The 20,937-nt window shown below is 72.7% G+C and carries 16 protein-coding genes; 11 read left to right on the top strand and 5 right to left on the bottom strand.

From position 1 onward, the window contains the following. Positions 1–114: 114 nt before the first annotated feature. The 5 genes from IH80_RS0112955 to IH80_RS0112935 all read left to right on the top strand — a co-directional run bounded on the left by IH80_RS0112955 (position 115) and on the right by IH80_RS0112935 (position 5,476). On the top strand, positions 115–1,443 hold the full coding sequence (locus IH80_RS0112955) for a polyprenyl synthetase family protein (protein WP_051809199.1): 1,329 nt from the start codon (positions 115–117) through the stop codon (positions 1,441–1,443). Then, positions 1,440–2,963, top strand: coding sequence for a phytoene desaturase (locus IH80_RS0112950; RefSeq protein ID WP_030960241.1), 1,524 nt, complete (start codon positions 1,440–1,442; stop codon positions 2,961–2,963). The genes IH80_RS0112955 and IH80_RS0112950 overlap by 4 nt, the downstream gene beginning before the upstream one ends. Beyond that, a complete protein-coding gene (locus IH80_RS0112945) occupies positions 2,960–3,979 on the top strand; it encodes a phytoene/squalene synthase family protein (protein ID WP_030960240.1) in 1,020 nt (339 codons plus the stop codon). The genes IH80_RS0112950 and IH80_RS0112945 overlap by 4 nt, the downstream gene beginning before the upstream one ends. Then, positions 3,976–4,986: a DUF5914 domain-containing protein gene (locus tag IH80_RS0112940; protein WP_030960239.1), complete on the top strand. Its 1,011-nt coding sequence runs from the start codon at positions 3,976–3,978 to the stop codon at positions 4,984–4,986. The genes IH80_RS0112945 and IH80_RS0112940 overlap by 4 nt, the downstream gene beginning before the upstream one ends. Positions 4,987–5,221: 235 nt before the next feature. Continuing rightward, positions 5,222–5,476: a DUF6479 family protein gene (locus IH80_RS0112935; protein WP_051809197.1), complete on the top strand. Its 255-nt coding sequence runs from the start codon at positions 5,222–5,224 to the stop codon at positions 5,474–5,476. Between the two features lie 39 nt (positions 5,477–5,515). Here IH80_RS0112935 and IH80_RS0112930 read toward each other — a convergent pair whose 3' ends face one another. Both IH80_RS0112930 and rph read right to left on the bottom strand, forming a co-directional pair. Then, complete coding sequence (locus IH80_RS0112930) at positions 5,516–5,845, bottom strand: hypothetical protein (protein WP_030960236.1); 330 nt, start codon at positions 5,843–5,845, stop codon at positions 5,516–5,518. 183 nt (positions 5,846–6,028) lie between these two features. Beyond that, complete coding sequence (gene rph, locus IH80_RS0112925; protein ID WP_030960234.1) at positions 6,029–8,638, bottom strand: rifamycin-inactivating phosphotransferase; 2,610 nt, start codon at positions 8,636–8,638, stop codon at positions 6,029–6,031. 251 nt (positions 8,639–8,889) lie between these two features. Between rph and IH80_RS0112920 the strand changes: the two genes are divergently transcribed. Further along, complete coding sequence (locus IH80_RS0112920) at positions 8,890–10,110, top strand: nuclear transport factor 2 family protein (RefSeq protein WP_051809244.1); 1,221 nt, start codon at positions 8,890–8,892, stop codon at positions 10,108–10,110. Here the strand turns inward: IH80_RS0112920 and IH80_RS0112915 are convergent. From IH80_RS0112915 to IH80_RS0112905, 3 genes are read right to left on the bottom strand one after another with little or no spacing between them, the layout of a single operon-like run. Continuing rightward, a complete protein-coding gene (locus IH80_RS0112915) occupies positions 10,090–12,414 on the bottom strand; it encodes an ABC transporter permease (protein WP_030960231.1) in 2,325 nt (774 codons plus the stop codon). The genes IH80_RS0112920 and IH80_RS0112915 overlap by 21 nt on opposite strands. 2 nt (positions 12,415–12,416) lie before the next feature. Beyond that, positions 12,417–13,208: an ABC transporter ATP-binding protein gene (locus IH80_RS0112910; protein ID WP_051809196.1), complete on the bottom strand. Its 792-nt coding sequence runs from the start codon at positions 13,206–13,208 to the stop codon at positions 12,417–12,419. Further along, on the bottom strand, positions 13,205–13,711 hold the full coding sequence (locus IH80_RS0112905; RefSeq protein ID WP_030960229.1) for a PadR family transcriptional regulator: 507 nt from the start codon (positions 13,709–13,711) through the stop codon (positions 13,205–13,207). Before IH80_RS0112905 ends, IH80_RS0112910 begins: the two co-directional genes overlap by 4 nt. Before the next feature lie 167 nt (positions 13,712–13,878). On the opposite strand from IH80_RS0112905, the gene IH80_RS0112900 reads away from it, so the two are divergent. From IH80_RS0112900 to IH80_RS0112880, 5 genes are all read left to right on the top strand, one after another. Next, a complete protein-coding gene (locus IH80_RS0112900; protein ID WP_030960226.1) occupies positions 13,879–15,153 on the top strand; it encodes an ABC transporter substrate-binding protein in 1,275 nt (424 codons plus the stop codon). Between the two features lie 212 nt (positions 15,154–15,365). Next, positions 15,366–17,069 carry a glycoside hydrolase family 13 protein gene (locus IH80_RS0112895; RefSeq protein WP_078906488.1) on the top strand — a complete coding sequence of 568 codons (1,704 nt, stop codon included), beginning with the start codon at positions 15,366–15,368 and terminating at the stop codon, positions 17,067–17,069. 120 nt (positions 17,070–17,189) lie between these two features. Further along, on the top strand, positions 17,190–18,521 hold the full coding sequence (locus tag IH80_RS0112890; protein WP_030960223.1) for an ABC transporter substrate-binding protein: 1,332 nt from the start codon (positions 17,190–17,192) through the stop codon (positions 18,519–18,521). Positions 18,522–18,531: 10 nt separating this feature from the next. Then, positions 18,532–19,905 (top strand): ABC transporter permease subunit, encoded by a 1,374-nt coding sequence (locus IH80_RS0112885; protein ID WP_030960222.1) that lies wholly within the window; start codon positions 18,532–18,534, stop codon positions 19,903–19,905. Then, entirely contained in the window at positions 19,902–20,900 is a 999-nt protein-coding gene (locus IH80_RS0112880; protein ID WP_078906486.1) for a carbohydrate ABC transporter permease, read from the top strand. The genes IH80_RS0112885 and IH80_RS0112880 overlap by 4 nt, the downstream gene beginning before the upstream one ends. The last annotated feature ends 37 nt before the right edge of the window (positions 20,901–20,937 follow it).

Below are 20,937 nucleotides of genomic sequence, written 5' to 3'. Positions count from 1 at the left end.
CGCACGACGGCATTCCCGCGCGTTCGGGTATCCGCTTCGGACCGCATCCGTATCACGGGAAAGGACCGAAGACACATCTGCCGAGCGATCGACACCCCGACGAGAGGAACCGGCATGCGCCGTACCCGGGCCAAGGACCACTCCGCGGCCGCACCGCCGCCCGTCCCCCGCCTGGCGGCCCCGGCGGGGTCCGCACCGCGGCGTCGACCGGCCGGCCGGATGGTGGCCGACGCCGGGCCCGGCGCGGCGGACACGGCCGGTCTCACCCGCCCGGTCGATGCCGGAACCGTGGATGCCGACGTGCCCGCCGCGATTGCGCAGGCGCTGGAGCAGGTGCTCGCCGACCGGCTCAGCCGGGCCCGTGTGCTGGACGCCGGGTTCGCCCGTGAACTGGCCGATCGCGTGGCGCGCTTCACCCGGGAGGGCGGCAAGCGCACCCGTTCGCAGCTCCTCTGGTGGTCGATGCGTGCCTGTGGCGGGGGTGACGAGCCGACGGCCGTGGCCGCCCTGCGCATCGGTGCGGCGCTCGAGCTGCTCCAGACCTGTGCGCTGGTCCACGACGACGTGATGGACGGGTCGGCGCTGCGGCGCGGCCGCCCGGCGCTCCACGCCGACGTGCGGGACGGGTGCCGCGGCGGTGTGGCGCCGGCGCGCGCCGCCCGTTTCGGCGAGGCTGCCGCGGTCCTGGCCGGCGACCTGGCGCTGGCGTGGGCGGACGATGTGGTGGCGGACACTCCGCTCGACCCCTGGACGGCGACCGTGGTCCGCGAGGTCTGGAGCGACATGCGCACCGAGATGGTGGCGGGGCAGTACCTCGACCTCAGCGGCCAGTTGGCCGGCTCGCGCTCGCCGGCGCAGGCGCTGCGCGCCGCCCACCTCAAGAGCGCCCTGTACTCGGTCGAGCGGCCCCTGGCGCTGGGTGGGGCGGTGGCGGGCGCGGACGGCCGGACCATGCGGGCACTGTGTTCGGCGGGGCGTTGCGTGGGCATGGCGTTCCAGTTGCGCGACGACCTGGACGACGTCTTCGGCGACCCGCGCGAGACCGGCAAGAGCTGCGGGGGCGACGTCCGCGACGGGAAGCCGACGTATCTTGCCGCGCTGGCGGTGGAGCGCGCCGGAGCCACCGCCGACCGGCACGCCCTGGAGGTGCTGGAACGGGCCCTCGGGAACGAGGACCTGACACCTGCCGGGCTCGACGAGGTGCGGGAGGTGCTGGTACGGACGGGTGCGCGGGCGGCGGTCGAGGCGAAGATCGACCGCCTGTCGGCGCAGGGGCTGCGTCACTTCGACGGCGCCCTGCTCGAGGCGGGAGCCGCGGGCCGCCTGCGCGGGCTGCTGACCGCGCAGGCCGCTCCCCGTGCCGCGGATGGCCCTCCCCCCCGCCCGGATTCGGCTCCGGGTGCCGCCCCGGCCGGCTCGGGGGCAGCGGAGGGCGGGCGATGACCCGTACCGTGAGCGGCCGCACGGACCACGTGGTGGTCGTCGGTGCGGGCCTGTCCGGCCTCTCGGCCGCCCTGCACCTGTTGGGCGCGGGGCGCCGGGTCACCGTCGTCGAACGGGACGACCTGCCCGGCGGCCGGGCGGGACGCCTCCACCTGGCCGGATACCGCATCGACACCGGTCCGACCGTGCTGACCATGCCCGACATCGCGGACGAAGCCTTCGCGGCCGTCGGCGACAGCCTGGACCGGCGGGTGGAGCTGGTCCCGCTGCACCCGGCCTATCGGGCGGCGTTCGCGGACGGCAGCACCCTGGACGTGCACACCGACGGCGAGGCGATGGCCTCGGCGGTCGAACGGTTCGCCGGAGCCGGTGAGGCGGCGGGCTACCGGCGGCTGCGCGCCTGGCTGGAGCAGATCTACCGGGCCCAGATGCGTCGCTTCATCGACGCGAACTTCGACTCCCCCCTGGACCTGCTCACCGGTGACCTCGCCCGGCTGGCGGCGCTCGGCGGTTTCGGACGGCTGGACCGGCGCATCGGCCGCTTCCTGAAGGACGAGCGGTTGCAACGGGTCTTCTCCTTCCAGGCCCTGTACGCGGGCGTACCTCCGGCCCGAGCCCTCGCCGCCTACGCCGTCATCGCCTACATGGATACGGTCGCCGGGGTGTTCTTCCCGCGCGGCGGTATGCACGCCCTGCCCCGGGCCATGGCGGACGCCGCCGCCGACGTGGGCGCCGAGCTGCGGTTCGGCGAGCCGGTGACCGGGCTGGAACGTTCGGGTGAGCGGATCACCGCGGTCGTCACCTCGAAGGACCGCATTCCCTGCGACGCGGTCGTCCTCACCGCAGAACTCTCCTGCTGCTACCGGCTCCTGGGGCGCCGGCCGCGCAGGCCGGTGAGGCTGAGCCACTCCCCCTCCGCCGTCGTGCTGCACGCCGGCACGAACCGCACCTGGCCGCAACTGGCCCACCACACCATCTCGTTCGGCTCCGCGTGGCGGACCACCTTCGACGAACTCACCCGGCAGGGAAGGCTGATGAGCGATCCGTCCCTCCTCATCACCCGGCCCACGACCACCGACCCCACGCTCGCCCCACCGGGCCGTCATCTCCATTACATCCTCGCTCCCTGTCCCAACACGGAGATCGGGCCCGAGGGCGCCGCCTGGGGCGAGCTGGGCCCCCGCTACCGGGCCGGCCTGCTGCGAGAGCTGGAACGGCGCGGCCTCGACGGCATCGAGGCCGCCATCGAGGACGAGTGCCTCGTCACCCCGGCGGACTGGCTCGGCCAGGGGCATGCGGCCGGCACTCCCTTCTCGGCCGCCCACACGTTCCTGCAGACGGGCCCGTTCCGTCCCCGCAACCTGATCCGGGGCACGCAGAACGCCGTTCTGGCCGGCTGCGGCACCACCCCGGGCGTGGGCGTTCCGACCGCCCTGGTGTCGGGGAAGCTGGCGGCGGCCCGGATCACGGGCGGCGGCACCCGCGGTGCGTCCGCCCGGACGGGGGGAACGGCCCGATGACCGGACGCGAACTCGATGCGGCGGGCATCACCGACCCGGTGCTGCGCGCGGCGTACCGCCGCTGCCGCGAGCTCAACGCGGCGCACGGGAAGACGTACTTCCTGGCCACCCGCCTCCTGCCGGCCGAACGGAGGCCCGCGGTGCACGCCCTGTACGGGTTCGCCCGGTGGGCCGACGACATCGTCGACTCGCCGGATCCCGGTGTGGACGCCGGTCTGCGCGGTACGCGGCTCGCGGCGCTGCAACGGTGTCTGGACGAGGGGCTGAAGCAGGGTGACGGCGGCGAACCGGTGGTGACGGCCCTCGCCGACACCGCGCGCCGGTACGCCATCGATCACCGGCACTTCCGGGACTTCATGGCCGCGATGCGGTCCGATCTGGTGGTGACGGGCTATCCCACCTATGCCGATCTGCGGGGCTACATGCACGGCTCGGCGGCAGTGATCGGCCTGCAGATGCTGCCGGTACTGGGCACGGTGGTACCACGGGTGGAAGCCGAGCCTTCGGCCGCAGCCCTCGGCGTCGCCTTCCAGCTCACCAATTTCCTGCGGGACGTCGGCGAGGACCTCGACCGCGGGCGCGTGTACCTGCCGGGCGATCTGCTGGCCGGCCACGGGGTGGAGCGGGAGTTGCTGCACTGGTGCCGGAGCACGGGCCGTCAGGACCGCCGTGTGCTGGCCGCCCTGCGGGAGTTCGAGGCCCTCACCCGCGGCGTCTACCGGGAGGCGCAGCCCGGCCTCGCCATGCTCGATCCGCTGTCCCGGCCCTGCATCCGTACCGCGTACGTCCTGTACGGACGCATCCTGGACGCCGTCGGCCGGGACGGTTACGCCGTGCTCCACCGCCGCGCCGTGGTGCCGCGCCGCACGCGCGCGGCCGTCGCCATGGGCGCACTGGCCCAGGTGACCGCGACCAGGCTGCGTCGCGGTCGGCGTTACCCCTGCCCGCCCGGCCCGGTGCCTGCGGCATCACCCGCCGCCGACCCGGCCCGGCCGGTCTCCGAGGAGGTCCTGTGAGTCCCGAGCGGCCGGCACGACGTGCCCGTGTGCCCCTTTCCCTGCGCCGCAGGGCCGTGCCGTGGGACCGGCAGCGGCCGACCTGGCGCGACGCCAGGCCGAGCCTCGTCGCGGAAGCGCTGAAGCGGGCTCAGGCGCGGCCGTCGGGGAACTGGTACGTCGTGGGGGCGTCCGCCTCACTGGGCGGCGACCGGCCCGTGGCCCGCACCGTGGCCGGCCGTGAGGTCGTGCTCTGGCGCGGCGTCGGCGGACGGCTGCACGCCGGACCGGGCATCTGCCCACACCTCGGGGCACCCCTCGCGGACAGCCCGGTCCGGTGCGGGAGGCTGGTCTGCCACTGGCACGGGCTCGCTCTCGACGGGACCTCGTTCGCGGGCTGGGACCCGCTGCCGGCCTTCGACGACGGCATCCTCCTGTGGGTACGGCTAGACGACGTGGGCGGGGAGGAGCCGCTGGACGCGCCGGTCGTGCCGGGTCGGCCTGCTCCCGGTCGCGGGGTGGGCGCGGTGTACGAGGGAACGGGACGGTGTGAACCCGAGGACGTCGTGGCGAACCGCCTGGATCCGTGGCACGGGGCGTGGTTCCACCCGTACTCGTTCGTCGATCTCACGGTCGTGGGCTCGCCCGAGGGGGCCGGCACCGAGGACGGCTTCACCGTGGACGTCTCCTTCAAGGTGGCCGGTCGACTGGTGGTACCGGTGCGGGCGGTGTTCACCGCTCCTGAACCACGGACCGTGGTCATGCGCATCACGGAGGGGGAGGGCGTGGGCTCGGTGGTGGAGACGCACGCCACCCCCCTCGGGCCGGACGAGCTGGGTCGTCCGCGCACGGCGGTGACCGAGGCCGTGGTGGCCGCCTCCGACCGGCCGGGATTCGCGTTCGCCCGCTGGGTCGCACCGGCCCTCCGCCCGGTGATGCGTACAGCGGCGGCCCGGCTGTGGCGGGACGACCTGGCCTACGCCGAGCGCCGCTGGCACCTGCGCTCGACGGGCCGGTTCCCGGGGTGAATCCCGTCCCGCACCGGGCGGGGGACGGCCGGCGGTGCAAAGCCGCAGGGCGTGTCACGGTCCGCGGCGCGCGGAGGTGGCCCAAGCCGCGGCACCGTGCGGTGGCCCCGCCGCGCCTCCCGGCGTCCGTCCTCCCGTTCGGTGCCGGGGGCGGATCTCTCCTGACCACGACGGAAAACCGCGTGCAGACGGGACGGTGTCGGCATGATCACGGTGTTCTGGGTAGACGCAGGGCATGAACAATGCGACGATCTGGGTATTTCTGCTGGTCGGAGTGGCCGTCGTGGCCTTCCTGCTGATCGCGTTCGCCAGGGGGCGGCGCATCCAGGCCCGCGACAGCGGCCCCCTTCACACGGATGAGCCCTCCGGTGAGCCCTCCGGTTCGGAGCCGGCCCCCGGACCGGACACCGGCTCCGGGGACCGCCTCAAGCCGCACCAGCTCAAGGGGTACGGCAACTTCGGCACCCGGCTCGGCGAGAACGACCGCTGACGCCTCGCCCTCACCGGTGCACCGTGTGCGGCGCAGGGATCAGATGCGGGCGACGTTGCCCGAGTAGATCCAGCCGTCCTTCACGCCGTAGGTCTTGTCGACCCAGTACCAGAGGTTCCCCTTCGAGTTGGTGCACTGCTTGGTGAAGTTGAGCCGGTTCGTCCGGTAGACGGTGTCGACGACCCGGCCGGTTTCGTAGTAGGTCGTGCGCACGGGCGCGGAGGACTTGGTGACGTACAGCTCACCGCCTGCCTCCCGGCAGGTGATGGCGGCGGCCGAGGCCGGGGAGGCGGCGCAGAGTGCTGCGGAGAGACTCAGTCCGGCCGTGAGGGCCAGGGCGGAGAGACGGCGTGCGGCGCTGACGCGCATGGTGCTCCTTCATCTTCGCGTACAGGGAACAGCAAATGATCAAATGAATGACATGACTGGGTCAAATCGACGTCCGGGCAACCTTCTTGTCGCCTCGTCGGCCACGCGTGGGAGCGCCGTTGCCCGTTCGCCGGCAAGAACACCGGACCGTGACCGTCATGGCCGTCACGGCCGGGATGACCGTCAGGTCAGGATCTCGACGAACCCGTCGGTCCCGTGCACGCGGATCCGCTGACCGTCCCTGATCAGACGGGTGGCCCCCTCCACGCCGACGACCGTCGGCAGACCGTACTCCCGGGCGATCACCGCACCGTGGGTCATCAGCCCCCCCACCTCGGTCACCAGGCCCGCGATCCCGACGAAGAGCGGCGACCAGCTGGGGTCGGTGAAGGCCGTGACCAGGATGTCGCCCGCTTCGAGATCCGCGTCCGCGATGTCGAGGACGACACGGGCCCGCCCCTCGACGGTCCCGGCCGAGACCGGCACGCCGACCAGCGCGCCCGGCGGCACGTCGTCCCGGCGGTAGACCCCGGTGAGCGCCTCACCGTCGGAGGTGAGCACCCGGGGCGGGGTGAGCTCCTGGTGCGCCCGGAAGGCCTCTTCGCGCTGCCGGACGAGCTGCGGATCGACCGTCCGGTTCGAGCGCACCACGTCGTGGAGTTCCTGGAAGGTGAGGTGGAATACGTCCTCCCGCTCGGTGAGCACGCCCGCCTGCACGAGGCGGTCCGCCTCACCCATCAGGGCCTGCTTGTAGAGGGAGTAGCGGCTGACGATGTCGTACTTCGGGTACTCCCGGTACCCGATGAAGGTGCGGACCCGGTCGATCATCCGCTTGGTCTCGTCGGCCTTCCGGTCCCCGTCCGCCTGGGCGCGCAAGCGTGACAGCACGTCCTGCTCCTTCTGCCGCGCCCGCTGCCGCCCGAGCTCGAACCGCCGCTCGGCGGCGCCCTGCTCGAAGTTGCGTACGTTGTCGAGGATCGCGGGAACCAGCGCGCCGGGGCGTTCGCGCCAGCGCGGCCTGGTGATGTCGATCTCGCCGACGCAGCGCATGCCGTACCGGTCGAGGTAGGCCTCGATGACGTCACGCACCTCGGGCCCGCCGGTGAGCTTCGCGAGCTCCTCCAGGAAGTGGTCGTCGTCGGCCGCCACGCCGCGGAGGAACGCCACGACCTCGGGCAGCGGGCGGACCACGTCCGCGACGTCGAGCAGCGCCAGTCCCATTTCCGAGGTGATGTTGTCGGGGGCGGACAGCGTCAGTGTGTCGGCGGCGTTCTTCTCACCGAGCCACTCCCCCAGCCGGTCGTTGAGCCACCACGTGGCCTCCATGCCCGCCATGATCGCCTGCATGCTCAGTGGATCACCGACGATGCGCCTGTGCTCCTCGAATGCCTCCAGCAGGTAGTCGAAGAGCGCCGGTCCGCTCTTGGTCCGGATCTCGCGCTCCAAGGCCGCCAGGGAGGTCCGGCTGCGCTCGATCAGCCCACCGACGACGGCCCGATCGGTCTCGATCGGGGCGGGTGCCCCGCCGGGCGGCGGCCCTGCGGGTTCCGGGTCGGGGAGCGACGGTACGAAGTCCCCGCGGTCGAGGACCGTCTCCAGTGCGTCCCTGATCAGCGGATCGCCCTTTCCGAGGGCGTCCAGGAGGGTCACGCGGCTCGTGGGCGAGGCCAGGCGCCGCGTGACGTCCACGAACAGCCTGCCGCCGGCCTCGTGCATCGGCACCAAGGCGGTCAGCTGCCACATGGAGGACCCCAGGGGCTTCATGGGGTCCGTCATCATCTGCCCGTGCCCGACGGAGACGTAGACGTGGTTGTCCCGGTCGCCGCTCTCCGGCACGGGGAACAGTGTCGTGATCGGCCGGCTCTGCACGATCCGGAAGTCACCGTCCGCCAGGCACCATTCGATGTCCTGCGGACGCTCGAAATGTGCTTCGATCCGCCGCCCGAGCTCCACCAGCCGTACGGCCTGAGCGTCCGTCAGTGCCGGCTCCTCCTGCCGCTGCGCTTCGATCACCACCTCCTGCGTACCGCCTGCCGGCAGGGCGGTCACGGCGCGCCGTTTGGCGGAGATCACCCGGGAGACGACCTCGCCGTCGCGCACCGTGAAGACGTCCGGGTTCACCAGGCCGGAGACCAGGGCCTCTCCGAGGCCGAAGCCGGCGTCCACGGTGGCGACCTTGCGGTGGCCCGTGACCGGGTCGGCCGTGAACAGGATCCCGGACGCGTCCGGGAAGACCATCTGCTGGACGACGACGGCCATGTGGACCGTGCGGTGGTCGATGCCGTGCCGGTGCCGGTAGGTCACGGCACGCTCGGTGAACAGTGAGGCCCAGCAACGGCTGACGTGCCGGAGGACCGCCGTCGGTCCCACGACGTTCAGATAGGTGTCCTGCTGGCCCGCGAAGGAGGCCGTCGGCCCGTCCTCCGCCGTGGCGCTGGACCGCACGGCGTAGGCGGCCCCCTCGCCGCCGGACCGGGCGAGTGCACGGGTGATGTCCGCCGCGAGATCGTCCGGGACGGGGGTTGCTTCGACGGCCCGCCTGATCTGCGCGCTGAGCACGCGGATCGCTTCCCGGTCGTCCGGGGTCACGCGCGCCAACCGGTCCAGCAGGTCGTCGGCCGAGGGCGTCTGCTCGATGATCCGCCGGAAGGCCTTCGTCGTCACGCAGAAACCGCCGGGCACGTGCACCCCCTCGATGCGCGACAGCGCGCCCAGGTGTGCGGCCTTGCCGCCGACGATGGCGACCTGGGTCTCGTCCACCTGGTGAAGGTCCCACACGTACTGCTCGTTCACTGCGATGCCTCCAAGGCGGTCATGGCTCAGGTCGACGATTTTGCGCCCTGCCCCGCCCCTTGCGGCAAGCCCCCGGTCGCGCTATAAGTTGAGAGTGGCAAGGAGAGCGTTCTCCTTGCCTTTGTCGTTTCCGACGCTCCGTCAGCCGTACGGCGGCAGCCATCAGCCATCAGCAGGTATGCGGATCACGCAGAGCCGGCCTGCGAGATCTTCGCTTGTCGCATTCCTCGCCGTGCACCAGTGTGGCGTTCATGACCTCACCGCACACCATTGCCGTCCTCGGCCTGGGACGCCTGGGCGACGCGATCGCGACACGACTGGCCGCCGAGGGCTGGGACGTCGTCGGCTGGACACGCTCCGGGCGGCCTGCGTCGGGTGCCGCCCGGACGGCCGCCGATCCGCAGGAGGCCGTGGCGAAAGCCGACTTCGTGCTCCTGGCCCTGTTCGACGGTCCGGCCTGCCGGCGGGTGCTCGACGACGTCCGCGGCTCGTTGGGTTCCGACACGATCGTGCTGAACACCAGCACCATCGCCCCCGCCGAAGCAGCGGAGCTGGCCCGGCAGTTCGGCGCTTGCTACGTCCACGCGTCCGTGCTCGGCTCCGTGCCCGCTGCCACCACCGGCACCCTGCAGGTCCTCGCCGCGGCGGGCCGGGACACCTTCGACCGCGCCCTACCCGTCCTGGAAGCGCTGGGCACCGTCCGGCGCGTCGACGGCGACGCCGCCACCGCCGCTTCGCTCAAGCTGATCGCCAACAGCGGCCTCGCCGGCGCCGTCCTCGCGCTGCGCGACGCACTGCAGCAGTCCGACGCCCTCGGCCTGCCCCGCGCGCAGGCAGTGGACGTCCTCGAACTCGGGCAGCTCGGCAGGCTCGTGGCCCGCAAACGTCCTTTCCTGACGGCCGCATCGGGCGCGACCACGGCCACGGCCGAATTCACCGTCGGTGCGCTGGCCAAGGACATGGCTCTGCTGGCCGGCGCGTCCGGCGCCCCGCTGCGCAGCGCGGCCGAGCTCGCCGGCACGCCTGCCGGCCCCGCGTCCGACATCGCCGTCGCCGCCACGGTCCCCGCCGTGCACGACGCCGTCCTCGAACCGCTCCGTGCCTACGTCCGCGGCCACGCCACCGGCGACCCCGCCCACTTCCGGGACGCGTTCCTGCCCACCGCCCACGTCGAAGGGATCCGGGACGGCGCGTTCGTCTCCTGGCCCCTGGACGCCTACTGCGGCCTCTTCTCGGGCCGACCGGCTCCCGACGAACCGGCCCGGTCCCGCCGCATCGACACCGTCGACGTCCACGGCACCGTGGCGACCGCGACCATGACGCTTCGGCACGGCGCGGACACGTTCACCGACGTCTTCCTGCTGGTCCGCGCCGACGAGGGCTGGCGCATCGCCAACAAGGCCTACCACCGGCATCCCTCACCGGCCCACCCGCAGGTGGGGGGCCGGGGGTCAGAGGGTTTCGCTGAGTGAGTCCGCCAGGCGGCGTCGGGCCGCCCGGGTCGCCGGGAGCGCCGCCGCCGCGACCGCGCCCAGTACGGCGCCGACGATCACGGTCAGCAGCACCGGCAGCGGCGGCAGCTGGGCGATCCCCGCGCCGATCCCGCTCGACGCACCCTGGGTGTCCACCAGCCAGCTGCCGGTCAGAACGCCCACCGCCGTCCCCACCAGCGCCGCCGCGAGAGCGGTGAGCCCCGCGGCGGTCACGATCATCGCCCCGATCTGCCGGGGCGTGAGCCCGATCGCCTTCAGGGCGAGCAGGTCTCGGCCACGGTCGCGTACGCCCGTGCCGATCAGGGTCAGCAGTTCGATCAGCCCGATGAGGGCCAGTACGGCGATCAAGGCGCCGATCACCCCGCGGGCCGGTTCCAGCCGGTCGGCAGGGTTGGGTGTCTCGCGGATCTCCAGGGCACCGCCGGCCGCCGTGGCGAGGGCTCCGCTGACAGCCCGCGGATCCGCCCCCTCGCGCAGCTCCAGGGCGTGGTAGGCGGGCCGCAGCCGCGGGTCACGCTCGCGCAGGGCGTCGACGGTGGTGGTGATGACCCGGCCGCCGGACTCGGGCTCGATGGTCCGGCCGACGAGGTGCAGGATCTGCGGCCGTCCGCCGACCGTCATCCGCACCCAGTCGCCGACCCGTACGCCGAGGAGGTCCAGCAGTCCCTGGCCGGCCACCGCCTCGTCGGGTCCGGCGACCGCACGTCCTTCCACCACCGCGGAGGGGTAGGGCTGCCGGGCCGTGCCCAGCCCGCGCAGCGTGATGGTCCCGGTCTGTCCGGGGACGAGCGCGGCCATCTCGGCTCCCGGATGGACGGCGGCGACGCCCGGGACCGCCGCGAGGGTCCGTTCCAGCTCCGCGTCCGACGGTCCGGAGGGCTGCTCGGCCCGTACGGTCAGTGCCGCGGCCAGCCCCATCTGTGCGGGGCGGCTGCGGAACTGGTCGAGCGTCGACCAGGTGACGAGGGCGACCGTGATGAGCACCAGCGGCAGCGCGAGCCGGGCCACCGGTACGAGCGTCCGGCCGCGTCGGGGGAAGGCCGCGCGCCACCCGAGGACGAGGGCGGGGGGCACCCGGACGCCCAGCGCCCGCTTGGCGAGTGCGGTCATCGGTGCGGCGGAGGGCAGCGCCGCGCGGGCCACCGGCACGGGCGGCACCCGTCCGGCCCGCCAGGCCGAGAGCCCGGTGGAGGCCGCGATCAGCAGCACCGCTCCGACGGGTATGCCGATCATCATCGCCGTGTGGCCGGGCAGGTCCTGCCACACGGCGGCGGCCTCCCCGACCCGCCCGGGTATCCGGGCGCCGAGCAGGGCGATCGCCGTGGCGCCGAGGGCGACACCGAGGAGCGCGAAGGCCAGGTGCTGGAGGAGGAAGCCGCGGGTGACCTGGCCGGGGGTGAAGCCGATGGCCTTGAGGACGGCGATGTCCCGCAGCTGGCCCCGTACGCGGGCGCCGATCGCTCCCGACGCGGCCAGCGCGGCGGCGAGCAGGGCACCGAGGCCGAAGACGCCGAACATCGCGCCCAGCAGCCGGTCGTCGCCGCCCGCGTCGGCGCGTGCCTGCTGCCATTTGGTGACCTCGGCGACCCGGTCGGCGCCGAGTACGGTGACTGCGCGCTGGACGATGAAGTCCGTGTCGCCGGGGTCCTCCAGGCGCAGGCCCACGCTCTGTCCGGTGTCGCCCCGGGCGATCTCGTCGAGCGTGGCGGGGAGCACCCAGCCGATGCCCGCCGCGCCGCCCGGCTGGTAGCGGGGCTCGGCCACGTCGGCCGTCCCGGTCACCCGCAGCAGGTGCGGGGCGCCGTCCGGCCCGGTGACGCGTACGGTGTCGCCCGGCTCCGCCCACAGGGCCCGGGCGACCGAGGTCTCCAGTACGACGGAACCCGCGCCGGCGGCGTCGTCGGGCGCGCCGAGCCAGCTGCCGGCGCCGACGACGGGCCGTCCGGTGCGCGGGGGCTCGTCCGGGGCCGCGCGGAGGGTCACCCCGGCCCGGGCCCCGCGGGACTCGACGGTGGTGGCCGCCGTGCGGTAGGGCCCCGACAGTTCCGCGACGCCGTCCACGCCGGACAGGGCGCCCGTGTCCGCACCGGCACGGGTGTGCAGCCAGATGTGTGCGCCGTGGGACTGGTTGAAAACCCGCTGCCAGGGGTTCGCGGCGTAGCCGAACAACGCGCCGGCCAGGAGCAGCGAGGCGATGACCCCGGCGCTGGCCAGGACGACGAAGAGGGCTTCGCCGCGGTGTGCGCGGAAGTCGGCCTGCGCCCAGCGCAGGGTGGCCCGCACGGTCACTCCTTGAGTTCGAGCACGCCGGAGACGCCGCCGGACGGCCCGGGGCGGCGTCCGCCACCGAGCTGCGCGTCGTCGGCTATCCGGCCGTCGAAGAAGCTGATGACGCGGTCGGCGGCGCTGGCCATCCGGGCGTCGTGGGTGACCATCATGATCGTCTGACCGCGCTGGTGGAACCGGGTGAGCAGCCGCAGCACCTCACGGGTGCCCTTGCTGTCGAGGCTGCCGGCCGGTTCGTCGGCGAGCAGCAGTGCGGGGTGGTTGACCAGGGCGCGGGCGAGCGCGACGCGCTGCTGTTCGCCGCCGGACAGCTCTCCGGGCATGGCCCGTTCGCGGCCTTCGAGGCCGAGTTCGGCGAGCAGTTCGGCGCGGGAGTCGCGGGCGGCCTTCGGGGAGACGCCGGCGAGCAGGGCGGGCAGTTCGACGTTGTCGGCGACGGTGAGGTTGGAGACGAGGTTGAAGAACTGGAAGACGACGCCGATGCTGCGGCGGCGCAACACGGCCCAGCGGGCCTCCCGGTACGCGTCGACCCGCTCCCCGTCGATCCACAGCTTGCCGCCGTCGGGCCGCTGGAGGCCGCCGATGAGGTGCAGCAGCGTGGACTTGCCGGCTCCGGACGGGCCGGTGACCGCGACGAACTCGCCCGGCTGGACGGAGAGGTCCACCCCGCGGACGGCGGGCACCGGTGCGCCCTCGCCGTGGTGGGTCTTGGTCAGTCCCTCGGCGCGGACGATGGGCGGGGTGGGGCGGACGGTGGGCACGGCTGGAGCGGCGGTGGCGTCGTCGCTCATTCCAGCTCCTCCTGACAGCGTTCCAGCCAGTCGAGGTCGGCCTGCAGGTGCAGCATGGCGCCCTCGATCAGCAGTTGGGAGATCTTGTTGTCGCGGTCCTCGGCCGCGGCCAGCTTCGACAGGTCCCGCATGGTGTTGAGGTACTGGCGCCGCTGCTTGTTGATCAGGGCGATCGGATCGGCCAGACCCGACTGCGGTGCGAGCGCCAGTTTCATGAAGAACTCGTCCCGTACCCGGGGTTCCTCGGCGGTGTCCTCGAACCACGCCTGGACGGCTTCGCGCCCGGCGTCCGTCAGCTTGTACGTGCGTTTGTTGGGCCGGCCCGACTGTTCGACGTCCTCGCCCTCGATCAGACCGCTTTTCTCCAGCCTGCCGAGGGTGACGTAGATCTGACCCACGTTGGGCTGAGGGTACGCGGCGCCCAGGAGCTTCTCAAGGTCCTGCTTGAGCTCGTAACCGTGCGCAGGGCTACGGGTGAGGAGCGCAAGGAGCGCCAGCCGCACTCGCTCCCCCTCCCTCCCGCTCCGTAGTCAACCGTTCACTGGCACCGGGACGGATGTCGCCGCCGTCCGTCCCGTCTGCCTGGACGTCTAGTATCGCCCATGCCTAACGGGTATATATAGGCCACGATGGTCGGCGACGCAGCCGGATCGTGCACTGGGAGGAATCTATGCGGTGGATGCGTGCCGCGGGTAGAGCTCTCCTGGTGGTGGCGGTGGTGCTGGCGGGGTACGCCGGACTCGAAGTCCGCCCGGACTCGGGCACCGCTTCCGACGCCCGCGGCCCCCTGACGCTCGTGACGGCGGGCGATCTGACCGACTACCTCGGTCCGCTCCTCGACGACTGGAACGAGAGCCGTCCAGACGAGCGCGTGACGCTCGTCGAGCTGCCCGACTCGGCCGACGAGACCCGGGCCCAGATGATCAGCGAACTGCGATCGGGTCGCGACCGGTTCGACGTGCTGAACATCGACGTCGCCTGGACGTCGGAGTTCGCTGCCGCCGGATGGATCTCCCCGCTCGAACGGAACCGCTTCCCGCTGGACGCCTTCCTGCGGCCGGTCGTGGACACCGCGACCTTCGACGGACGGCTGTACGCGGTGCCGTACGTCACCAACGCGGGCCTGCTGTACTACCGCAAGGACGTCCTGGACCTGGAGGGCGAGCAGCCGCCGCGGACCTGGTCCGAACTGGTCCGGCAGGCGCGCACGATCGCCCCGCGGCACGGACTGGACGGCTACGCCGGCCAGTTCCTCCCCTACGAGGGGCTGACGGTCAACGTCACGGAGGCCGTGCATTCGGCGGGCGGTTCGATCCTGCGCGACGACGGCGCCCGCGTCACCGTGGACTCCGACGCGGCGCGCACCGGACTGCGGTTCCTCGCGGACGGGGTGCGGGACGGCTGGATCTCCCGCGAGGCGCTCGGCTACAAGGAGGAGGAGTCCCGGAAGGCGTTCCAGGACGGCCGGCTGCTCTTCCTGCGGAACTGGCCCTACGTGTACGCGGACGCGAGCGCGGCGGGGTCGAAGGTCGCGGGCCGGTTCGGCGCGGTGCCGCTGCCGGGGGCCGACGGGCCCGGCACCAGCGTGCTGGGCGGCTCCAACCTCGCCGTCAGCAGTCACGCACGCCATCCGGCGTCGGCGGCCGATCTGATCTCCTACCTCACCAGCGAGCGGGTGCAGCGGCGGGTGCTGACCGAGGGCTCGCTGCCACCGGTGCGCGCCGCGCTGTACGACGACCCCGGGCTGGTCCGCGCGTATCCGTACCTGCCGACCCTGCGCGAAAGCGTGCTGTCGGCGGTGCCGCGGCCCAAGAGTCCGCGCTACGACCAGGTGAGCCTCGCCGTGCAGGCCGTGGGGCAGGACCTGATGGCGCTGCGGCAGACGCCCGACGAAGCGGTGGCGCGGCTGGCGCGCGAGCTCGGGGCCATTTCCCGCGCGGACTGATCGCACTTCTCCACCTCCCCTGAGGGCTCCTACTTACATGTTAAGTAGGAGCCCTCAGTCATGCACGGGGGCATTTGTGGACAAAACACCCCACCTTTTGCCTGTTTCTGGACACATCGTTGACACCTTCCAGTCGCTCCTACTTAACATGCATGCATAACAGCGCACCTGATCCAGGGCGCTCTCGCATTCAGCAGACAGGTCGACGCGAGATGCTCAGCACCCTTCCGACCGGTACCGGTCGCCCCTCCCGCAGCCCAGCGCCTTCCGCCCCCTGGTGGCGCGACGCGGTGATCTACCAGGTCTACGTCCGCAGCTTCCTCGACAGCACCGGGGACGGGGTCGGTGACCTCGCCGGCGTCCGCGCCGGGCTTCCCTACCTGCGCAAGCTCGGCGTGGACGGCATCTGGCTCAGCCCCTTCTACCCGTCGCCGCAGCACGACCACGGTTACGACGTCGCCGACTACTGCGGTGTCGACCCGGTCTACGGCGACCTCGCGGAGTTCGACCGCCTCGTGTTGGACGCCCACCGGCTCGGTCTCAAGCTGCTGCTCGACATCGTCCCGAACCACTGCTCCAGCGAGCACCCGTGGTTCCGCGAGGCGCTCGCCGCGGCGCCGGGCAGCGCACCGCGCTCCCGCTTCCACTTCGCGCCGGGCCGCGGCCCGGACGGCGCGGAGCCGCCCAACAACTGGCACGCCATGTTCGGCGGCCCGGCCTGGAGCCGGACCACCGCGGCCGACGGCACCCCCGGCGACTGGTACCTGCACCTCTTCACGCCCGAGCAGCCCGACCTGAACTGGCGCGACCCCGCCGTGGGCGACGAATTCGAGCGGGTGCTGCGCTTCTGGCTGGACCGGGGCGTCGACGGTTTCCGCATCGACGTCGCGGCCGGCCTGTTCAAGCACCCCGAGCTGCCCGACTCCGACGACCCGGGCGCCGACGAGCGGGCCCGCGACGCCGTCAACCAGCTGGCCTGGAACCAGCCCGAGGTGCACGGAGTGTGGCGCCGCTGGCGCTCGGTCTGCGAGGAGTACACCGCCCGGGACGGCCACGAGCGGCTGCTGGTCGGCGAGGTGTCCGTGCCCACCGCGCGCGAGCACGCCGAGTACGTCCGGCCCGACGAACTGCACCAGGCCTTCTTCTTCGACCTGCTCAGCGCTCCCTGGGACGCCGAGGCCTTCCGCGCGACGATCACCGAGGCGATGCGCGACATCGCCGGCACCGGGTCCACCGTCACCTGGGTCCTCAACAACCACGACCAGGTCCGCACGGTCACCCGCTACGCGGGCGAGCCGGGGGTCGAGGGGAGCGGACTGGGAGCGGCCCGCGCCCGCGCCGCGGCCCTGCTGATGCTCGCCCTGCCCGGCGCCGCGTACGTGTACCAGGGCGAGGAGCTCGGCCTGCCCGAGGTCCTGGATCTGCCCGACGAGGTCCTCACCGACCCGATCTTCCGCCGCACCGGCAGCCGCAAGCACGTACGGGACGGCTGCCGCGTGCCCCTGCCCTGGTCCGGGCACGCCTCCCCCTTCGGCTTCAGCCACGAGACCGCCGGCGTCAAGCCGTGGCTCCCGCAGCCCGAGTGGTTCGCCGAACACGCCACCGACCGCGCCCTGGCCGACACCCGCTCCTTCTGGCACCTCTACCGCGACGGCCTCCAGCTGAGGCGCACCCTGCCGCAGCTCGGCGAAGGCACCCTGCGCTGGCTGGACGCGCCCGCGCAGGTCCTGGCCATCGCCCGCGGTGACGGCCTGATCTGCGCGGTGAACTTCGGCACGGAGCCGGTGCCCGCACCGGTCCCCGGTGCTCCGCTGCTCGCCAGCGGCCCCTGCCCCGACGGAATCCTCCCCGCGGCGACCGCGGCCTGGTGGGCGGGCGAGTACCCGGCTCCCGGCCCGGCGGCCCCGCAGCCGTAGCCCCCCGGCCCCCGGCCCCCGCACGCGCAGCCCCGCATCCCCAGCCGTAGCCCGTTCCTCCCTCAGCCCGTGGTCCCGGGCAGGCCCCCCCGGCCCCGGACTTCCCCGAAAGGACTCCTCATGCGACGACCCAGCAAGACGACCCGCCGCAGTGCCGCCACCGCGACGGCCGCCCTCGCCCTCGCCCTCGGCACCACCGCCTGCGGCGGCGCCACCGGACCCGCGAGCAGCGGCGACCTCGGCGGCCAGACCGTCACCGTGGCGGGCGTCTGGACCGGCGCCGAGCAGCAGAGCTTCAAGAAGGTCCTCGACGCCTTCACCCAGAAGACCGGCGCCAAGACGGTCTTCGTGCCCTCCGGCGACAACGTCTCCACCTTCGTCGGCAGCAAGATCGAGGGCGGCAACGCGCCCGACGTGGTGATGGTGCCGCAGGTCGGCGTGCTCCAGCAGTTCGCGAAGGAGGGCTGGCTCCAGCCGCTGTCCGAGCAGACCGCCCAGACCGCCGGATCCACGCTCGCGCCGGTGTGGAAGAACTACGGCACCGTCGACGGCACGTACTACGGCCTCTACTTCAAGGCCGCGCACAAGTCGACCGTCTGGTACGCCCCCGAGGCCTTCGCCCAGGCCGGCGTCGGCGAGCCCAAGAGCTACAGCGACATGCTGAAGACCGGCCGCACCCTCGCGGACTCCGGCCGCCCGGCCTTCGCCATAGCCGGCGAGGACGGCTGGACCCTCACCGACTGGTTCGAGAACATCTACCTCTCCCAGGCCGGACCGGAGAAGTACGACCAGCTCGCCCAGCACAAGCTGAAGTGGACCGACGAGAGCGTCGTGCGGGCCCTGACCACCCTCGGGGAACTGTTCAAGGACAAGCAGCTCGTCGCCGGCGGCGCCCAGGCGGCCCTGGGGACCGACTTCCCCTCCTCGGTCGCGCAGGTCTTCGGCCCGGAACCCAAGGCGGGCATGGTCTACGAGGGCGACTTCGTCGGCGGCGTCGCCAAGGGCCAGTTCGGCAAGAAGCTCGGGCAGGACGCCAAGTTCTTCCCCTTCCCCTCGGTCGACGGCGGCCGGCCGCCGGTGGTCAGCGGCGGTGACGCGGCGGTCGTCCTGAAGGACGGCAAGAACGGCAAGGCCGGCATGAAACTGGTCGAGTTCCTGGCGAGTGCCGAGGCGGCCGAGGTCTGGGCCGGCGCGGGCGGCTTCCTGTCCCCGAACAACGAGGTCGACTTCGCCTCGTACGGCGACGACACCACCCGCAGCACCGCCAACTCGCTGATCGCGGCGGGAAACTCGATCCGCTTCGACATGTCGGACCAGGCGCCGGCCGCGTTCGGCGGCACCAAGGGCGCGGGTGAGTGGAAGCTCCTCCAGGACTTCCTGCGCGACCCCTCCGACCCGCAGGGCACCGCCGCGAAGCTCGAGGCCGAGGCCGCCAAGGCCTACGGGAACTGAGGCGACCGCCATGGCTGACACCGTGACCGTCCGCCCAGCGACCGCCGGCTCCGCCGCCGACGGCCGGCGCCGGGCCCAGCGCAGGAAGCGCCGCCTCGCGGTCGTCTTCGTCCTGCCGGCCCTGCTGCTGCTCGGCGCGCTGGTCGTCTACCCCGTCCTCTTCTCCTTCGGCCGCAGCCTCTTCGACGCCGACGGCGACCGGTTCGTCGGCGCCGCGAACTACGCGGCGATCGTGCAGGACCCGGCCACCCTCAAGGCCATCCGCAACAGCGCCGTCTGGGTCGTCGTCGCCCCCACCCTGCTCACCGGACTGGGGCTGCTGCTCGCCGTCCTCACCGAGAAGGTGCGCTGGGCCACCGCGTTCAAGCTGGTCCTCTTCCTGCCGATGGCCGTGTCGTTCCTCGCGGCGGGCATCATCTTCCGGCTCGCCTACGAACAGGACCCGGACCGGGGCGTGCTCAACGCCGCCGCCGTCGCCGTCCACGACGGCTTCGACGACGCCGCCGCGTATCCGACGGCCCGGGCCCGGGAGGGCCACGGTCTGACGGGCGGGGCGGGCGGCCCGTACACCACCACGGCGACCGTACGGCCCGGGGGCTCGGTCGGCCTGGGGTTCATCGGCGTCGCTCCCGACGCCGTGCCGGCCGGCGCGAAGCCCGCGGCCGGCCCGGCCGACGCGGCGGGGACCTCACCCGCCGCGGGCTCCGCGGACGCGATCGGGGGTGTCGTCTACCTCGACTTCGCCCCCGGCGGCACCGGCACACCGGGCAGGGTCGACCCCGGTGAGAAGGGGTTGCCCGGCATGAAGGTCGAGGCCGTGCGGGACGGCCGCGTGGCCGCGACCGCCACCACGGCCGACGACGGGTCCTTCCGGTTCGCCGGCCTGGCCGACGGCGACTACACCGTCCGGCTGCCCGCGGCCAACTTCGACGCCCCGTACCAGGGCGTGAACTGGCTCGGCCCCGCGCTGGTCACGCCCGCCATCATCGGCGCCTACCTCTGGGTCTGGACCGGCTTCTCGATGGTCCTGATCGGCGCCGGCCTGGCGGCCATCCCGCGCGACGCGCTGGAGGCCGCGCGCATGGACGGCGCCACCGAGGGCCAGATCTTCCGCAAGATCACGGTGCCGCTGCTCGCGCCGGTGCTCACCGTGGTCTTCGTGACCCTGGTCATCAACGTGATGAAGGTCTTCGACCTCGTTTGGATCATCGCGCCCGGCCCGGTCCAGGAGGAAGCGAACGTACTGGCCACCCGCATGTGGCTGGTCTCCTTCGGCGGCGGCAACGACCAGGGCCTGGGCAGCGCGCTCAGCATGGTGCTCCTGCTCCTCGTCGTCCCCGCGATGATCTTCAATGTCCGGCGTTTCCGAAGGAGTGGAGCATGAGCGGCCACAGCACCGTCGAGCAGCGCGGCCCGTCCGGGCGGACGACGGCGCTCCGGCCCGTCGGCCGGTCCGCGCAACCGTCCGAGCAGCCGTCCACGCAAGCGTCCACGCGGTTGTCCGCGACGCCGCCCGGATCCGCGCCCGGGCGCCGCCGCGGGGGCCGGGTCTCCCGGCTCCTGGGCAGCTCCGTCGTCCAGGGCGTCCTGATCCTGGTCGCCCTCGTATGGATCACACCGCTGGCGGGCCTGCTCCTGTCCTCCCTGCGTTCCGAGCAGGACAACGCCACCGAGGGCTGGTGGACCGCCCTCACCGATCCGTCCCAGCTGTCCCTGGACAACTACAGCGCCCTGCTGAGGGATTCCGGCATCGGGGCGGCCTTCTGGAACACCGTCCTGATCTCCGTGCCGACCACCGTCCTGGTGGTCGTCATCGCGGCACTCGCCGGATACGCCTTCGCGTGGCTGGAGTTCCCCGGCCGCGACGCCGTCTTCCTCGTGGTCGTCGGGCTCCTCGTGGTACCCGTGCAGATCGGGCTGCTGCCGGTGGCCAAACTGTTCGGCGCGGTGGGCCTGTTCGGGACGATCGCGGGAGTGGTCCTCTTCCACGTCGCCTACGGACTACCGTTCGCGATCTTCCTCCTGCGCAACTACTTCGCCGAGATCCCGCGCGAGATGCTGGAGGCCGCCCGGATGGACGGCGGCAGCGAGTGGCGGATCTTCTCCCGGCTCGTGCTGCCGCTCGGCCGTCCGGCCATCGCGAGCCTGGCCATCTTCCAGTTCCTCTGGGTCTGGAACGACATGCTCGTGGCACTGCTCTTCGCGGACACCGGGTCGCAGCCGCTCACCGTCGCGCTCCAGTCCCAGATGCGACAGTTCGGCAGCAACATCGGCGTCCTCGCACCCGGGGCGTTCCTGTCGCTGGTGGTACCGCTGGTCGTCTTCTTCGCCTTCCAACGGCACTTCGTCCAGGGCGTGATGGCCGGCTCGGTGAAGTAGCAGCGGCCGGAAGACCCCCGCTCCCCGCCTCCGCACG

The sequence above is a fragment of the Streptomyces sp. NRRL S-378 genome (assembly GCF_000720645.1).
Lineage (GTDB): Bacteria > Actinomycetota > Actinomycetes > Streptomycetales > Streptomycetaceae > Streptomyces.
This window is presented reverse-complemented; position numbering and strand designations above follow the sequence as displayed.

Coding starts and splice junctions, on each gene's coding strand:
- IH80_RS0112955 (WP_051809199.1), top strand. CDS start 115: ATGCGCCGTACCCGGGCCAAGGACCACTCCGCGGCCGCACCGCCGCCC.
- IH80_RS0112950 (WP_030960241.1), top strand. CDS start 1,440: ATGACCCGTACCGTGAGCGGCCGCACGGACCACGTGGTGGTCGTCGGT.
- IH80_RS0112945 (WP_030960240.1), top strand. CDS start 2,960: ATGACCGGACGCGAACTCGATGCGGCGGGCATCACCGACCCGGTGCTG.
- IH80_RS0112935 (WP_051809197.1), top strand. CDS start 5,222: ATGAACAATGCGACGATCTGGGTATTTCTGCTGGTCGGAGTGGCCGTC.
- IH80_RS0112930 (WP_030960236.1), bottom strand. CDS start 5,845: ATGCGCGTCAGCGCCGCACGCCGTCTCTCCGCCCTGGCCCTCACGGCC.
- IH80_RS0112920 (WP_051809244.1), top strand. CDS start 8,890: ATGACCTCACCGCACACCATTGCCGTCCTCGGCCTGGGACGCCTGGGC.
- IH80_RS0112910 (WP_051809196.1), bottom strand. CDS start 13,208: ATGAGCGACGACGCCACCGCCGCTCCAGCCGTGCCCACCGTCCGCCCC.
- IH80_RS0112900 (WP_030960226.1), top strand. CDS start 13,879: ATGCGGTGGATGCGTGCCGCGGGTAGAGCTCTCCTGGTGGTGGCGGTG.
- IH80_RS0112895 (WP_078906488.1), top strand. CDS start 15,366: ATGCTCAGCACCCTTCCGACCGGTACCGGTCGCCCCTCCCGCAGCCCA.
- IH80_RS0112890 (WP_030960223.1), top strand. CDS start 17,190: ATGCGACGACCCAGCAAGACGACCCGCCGCAGTGCCGCCACCGCGACG.
- IH80_RS0112885 (WP_030960222.1), top strand. CDS start 18,532: ATGGCTGACACCGTGACCGTCCGCCCAGCGACCGCCGGCTCCGCCGCC.
- IH80_RS0112880 (WP_078906486.1), top strand. CDS start 19,902: ATGAGCGGCCACAGCACCGTCGAGCAGCGCGGCCCGTCCGGGCGGACG.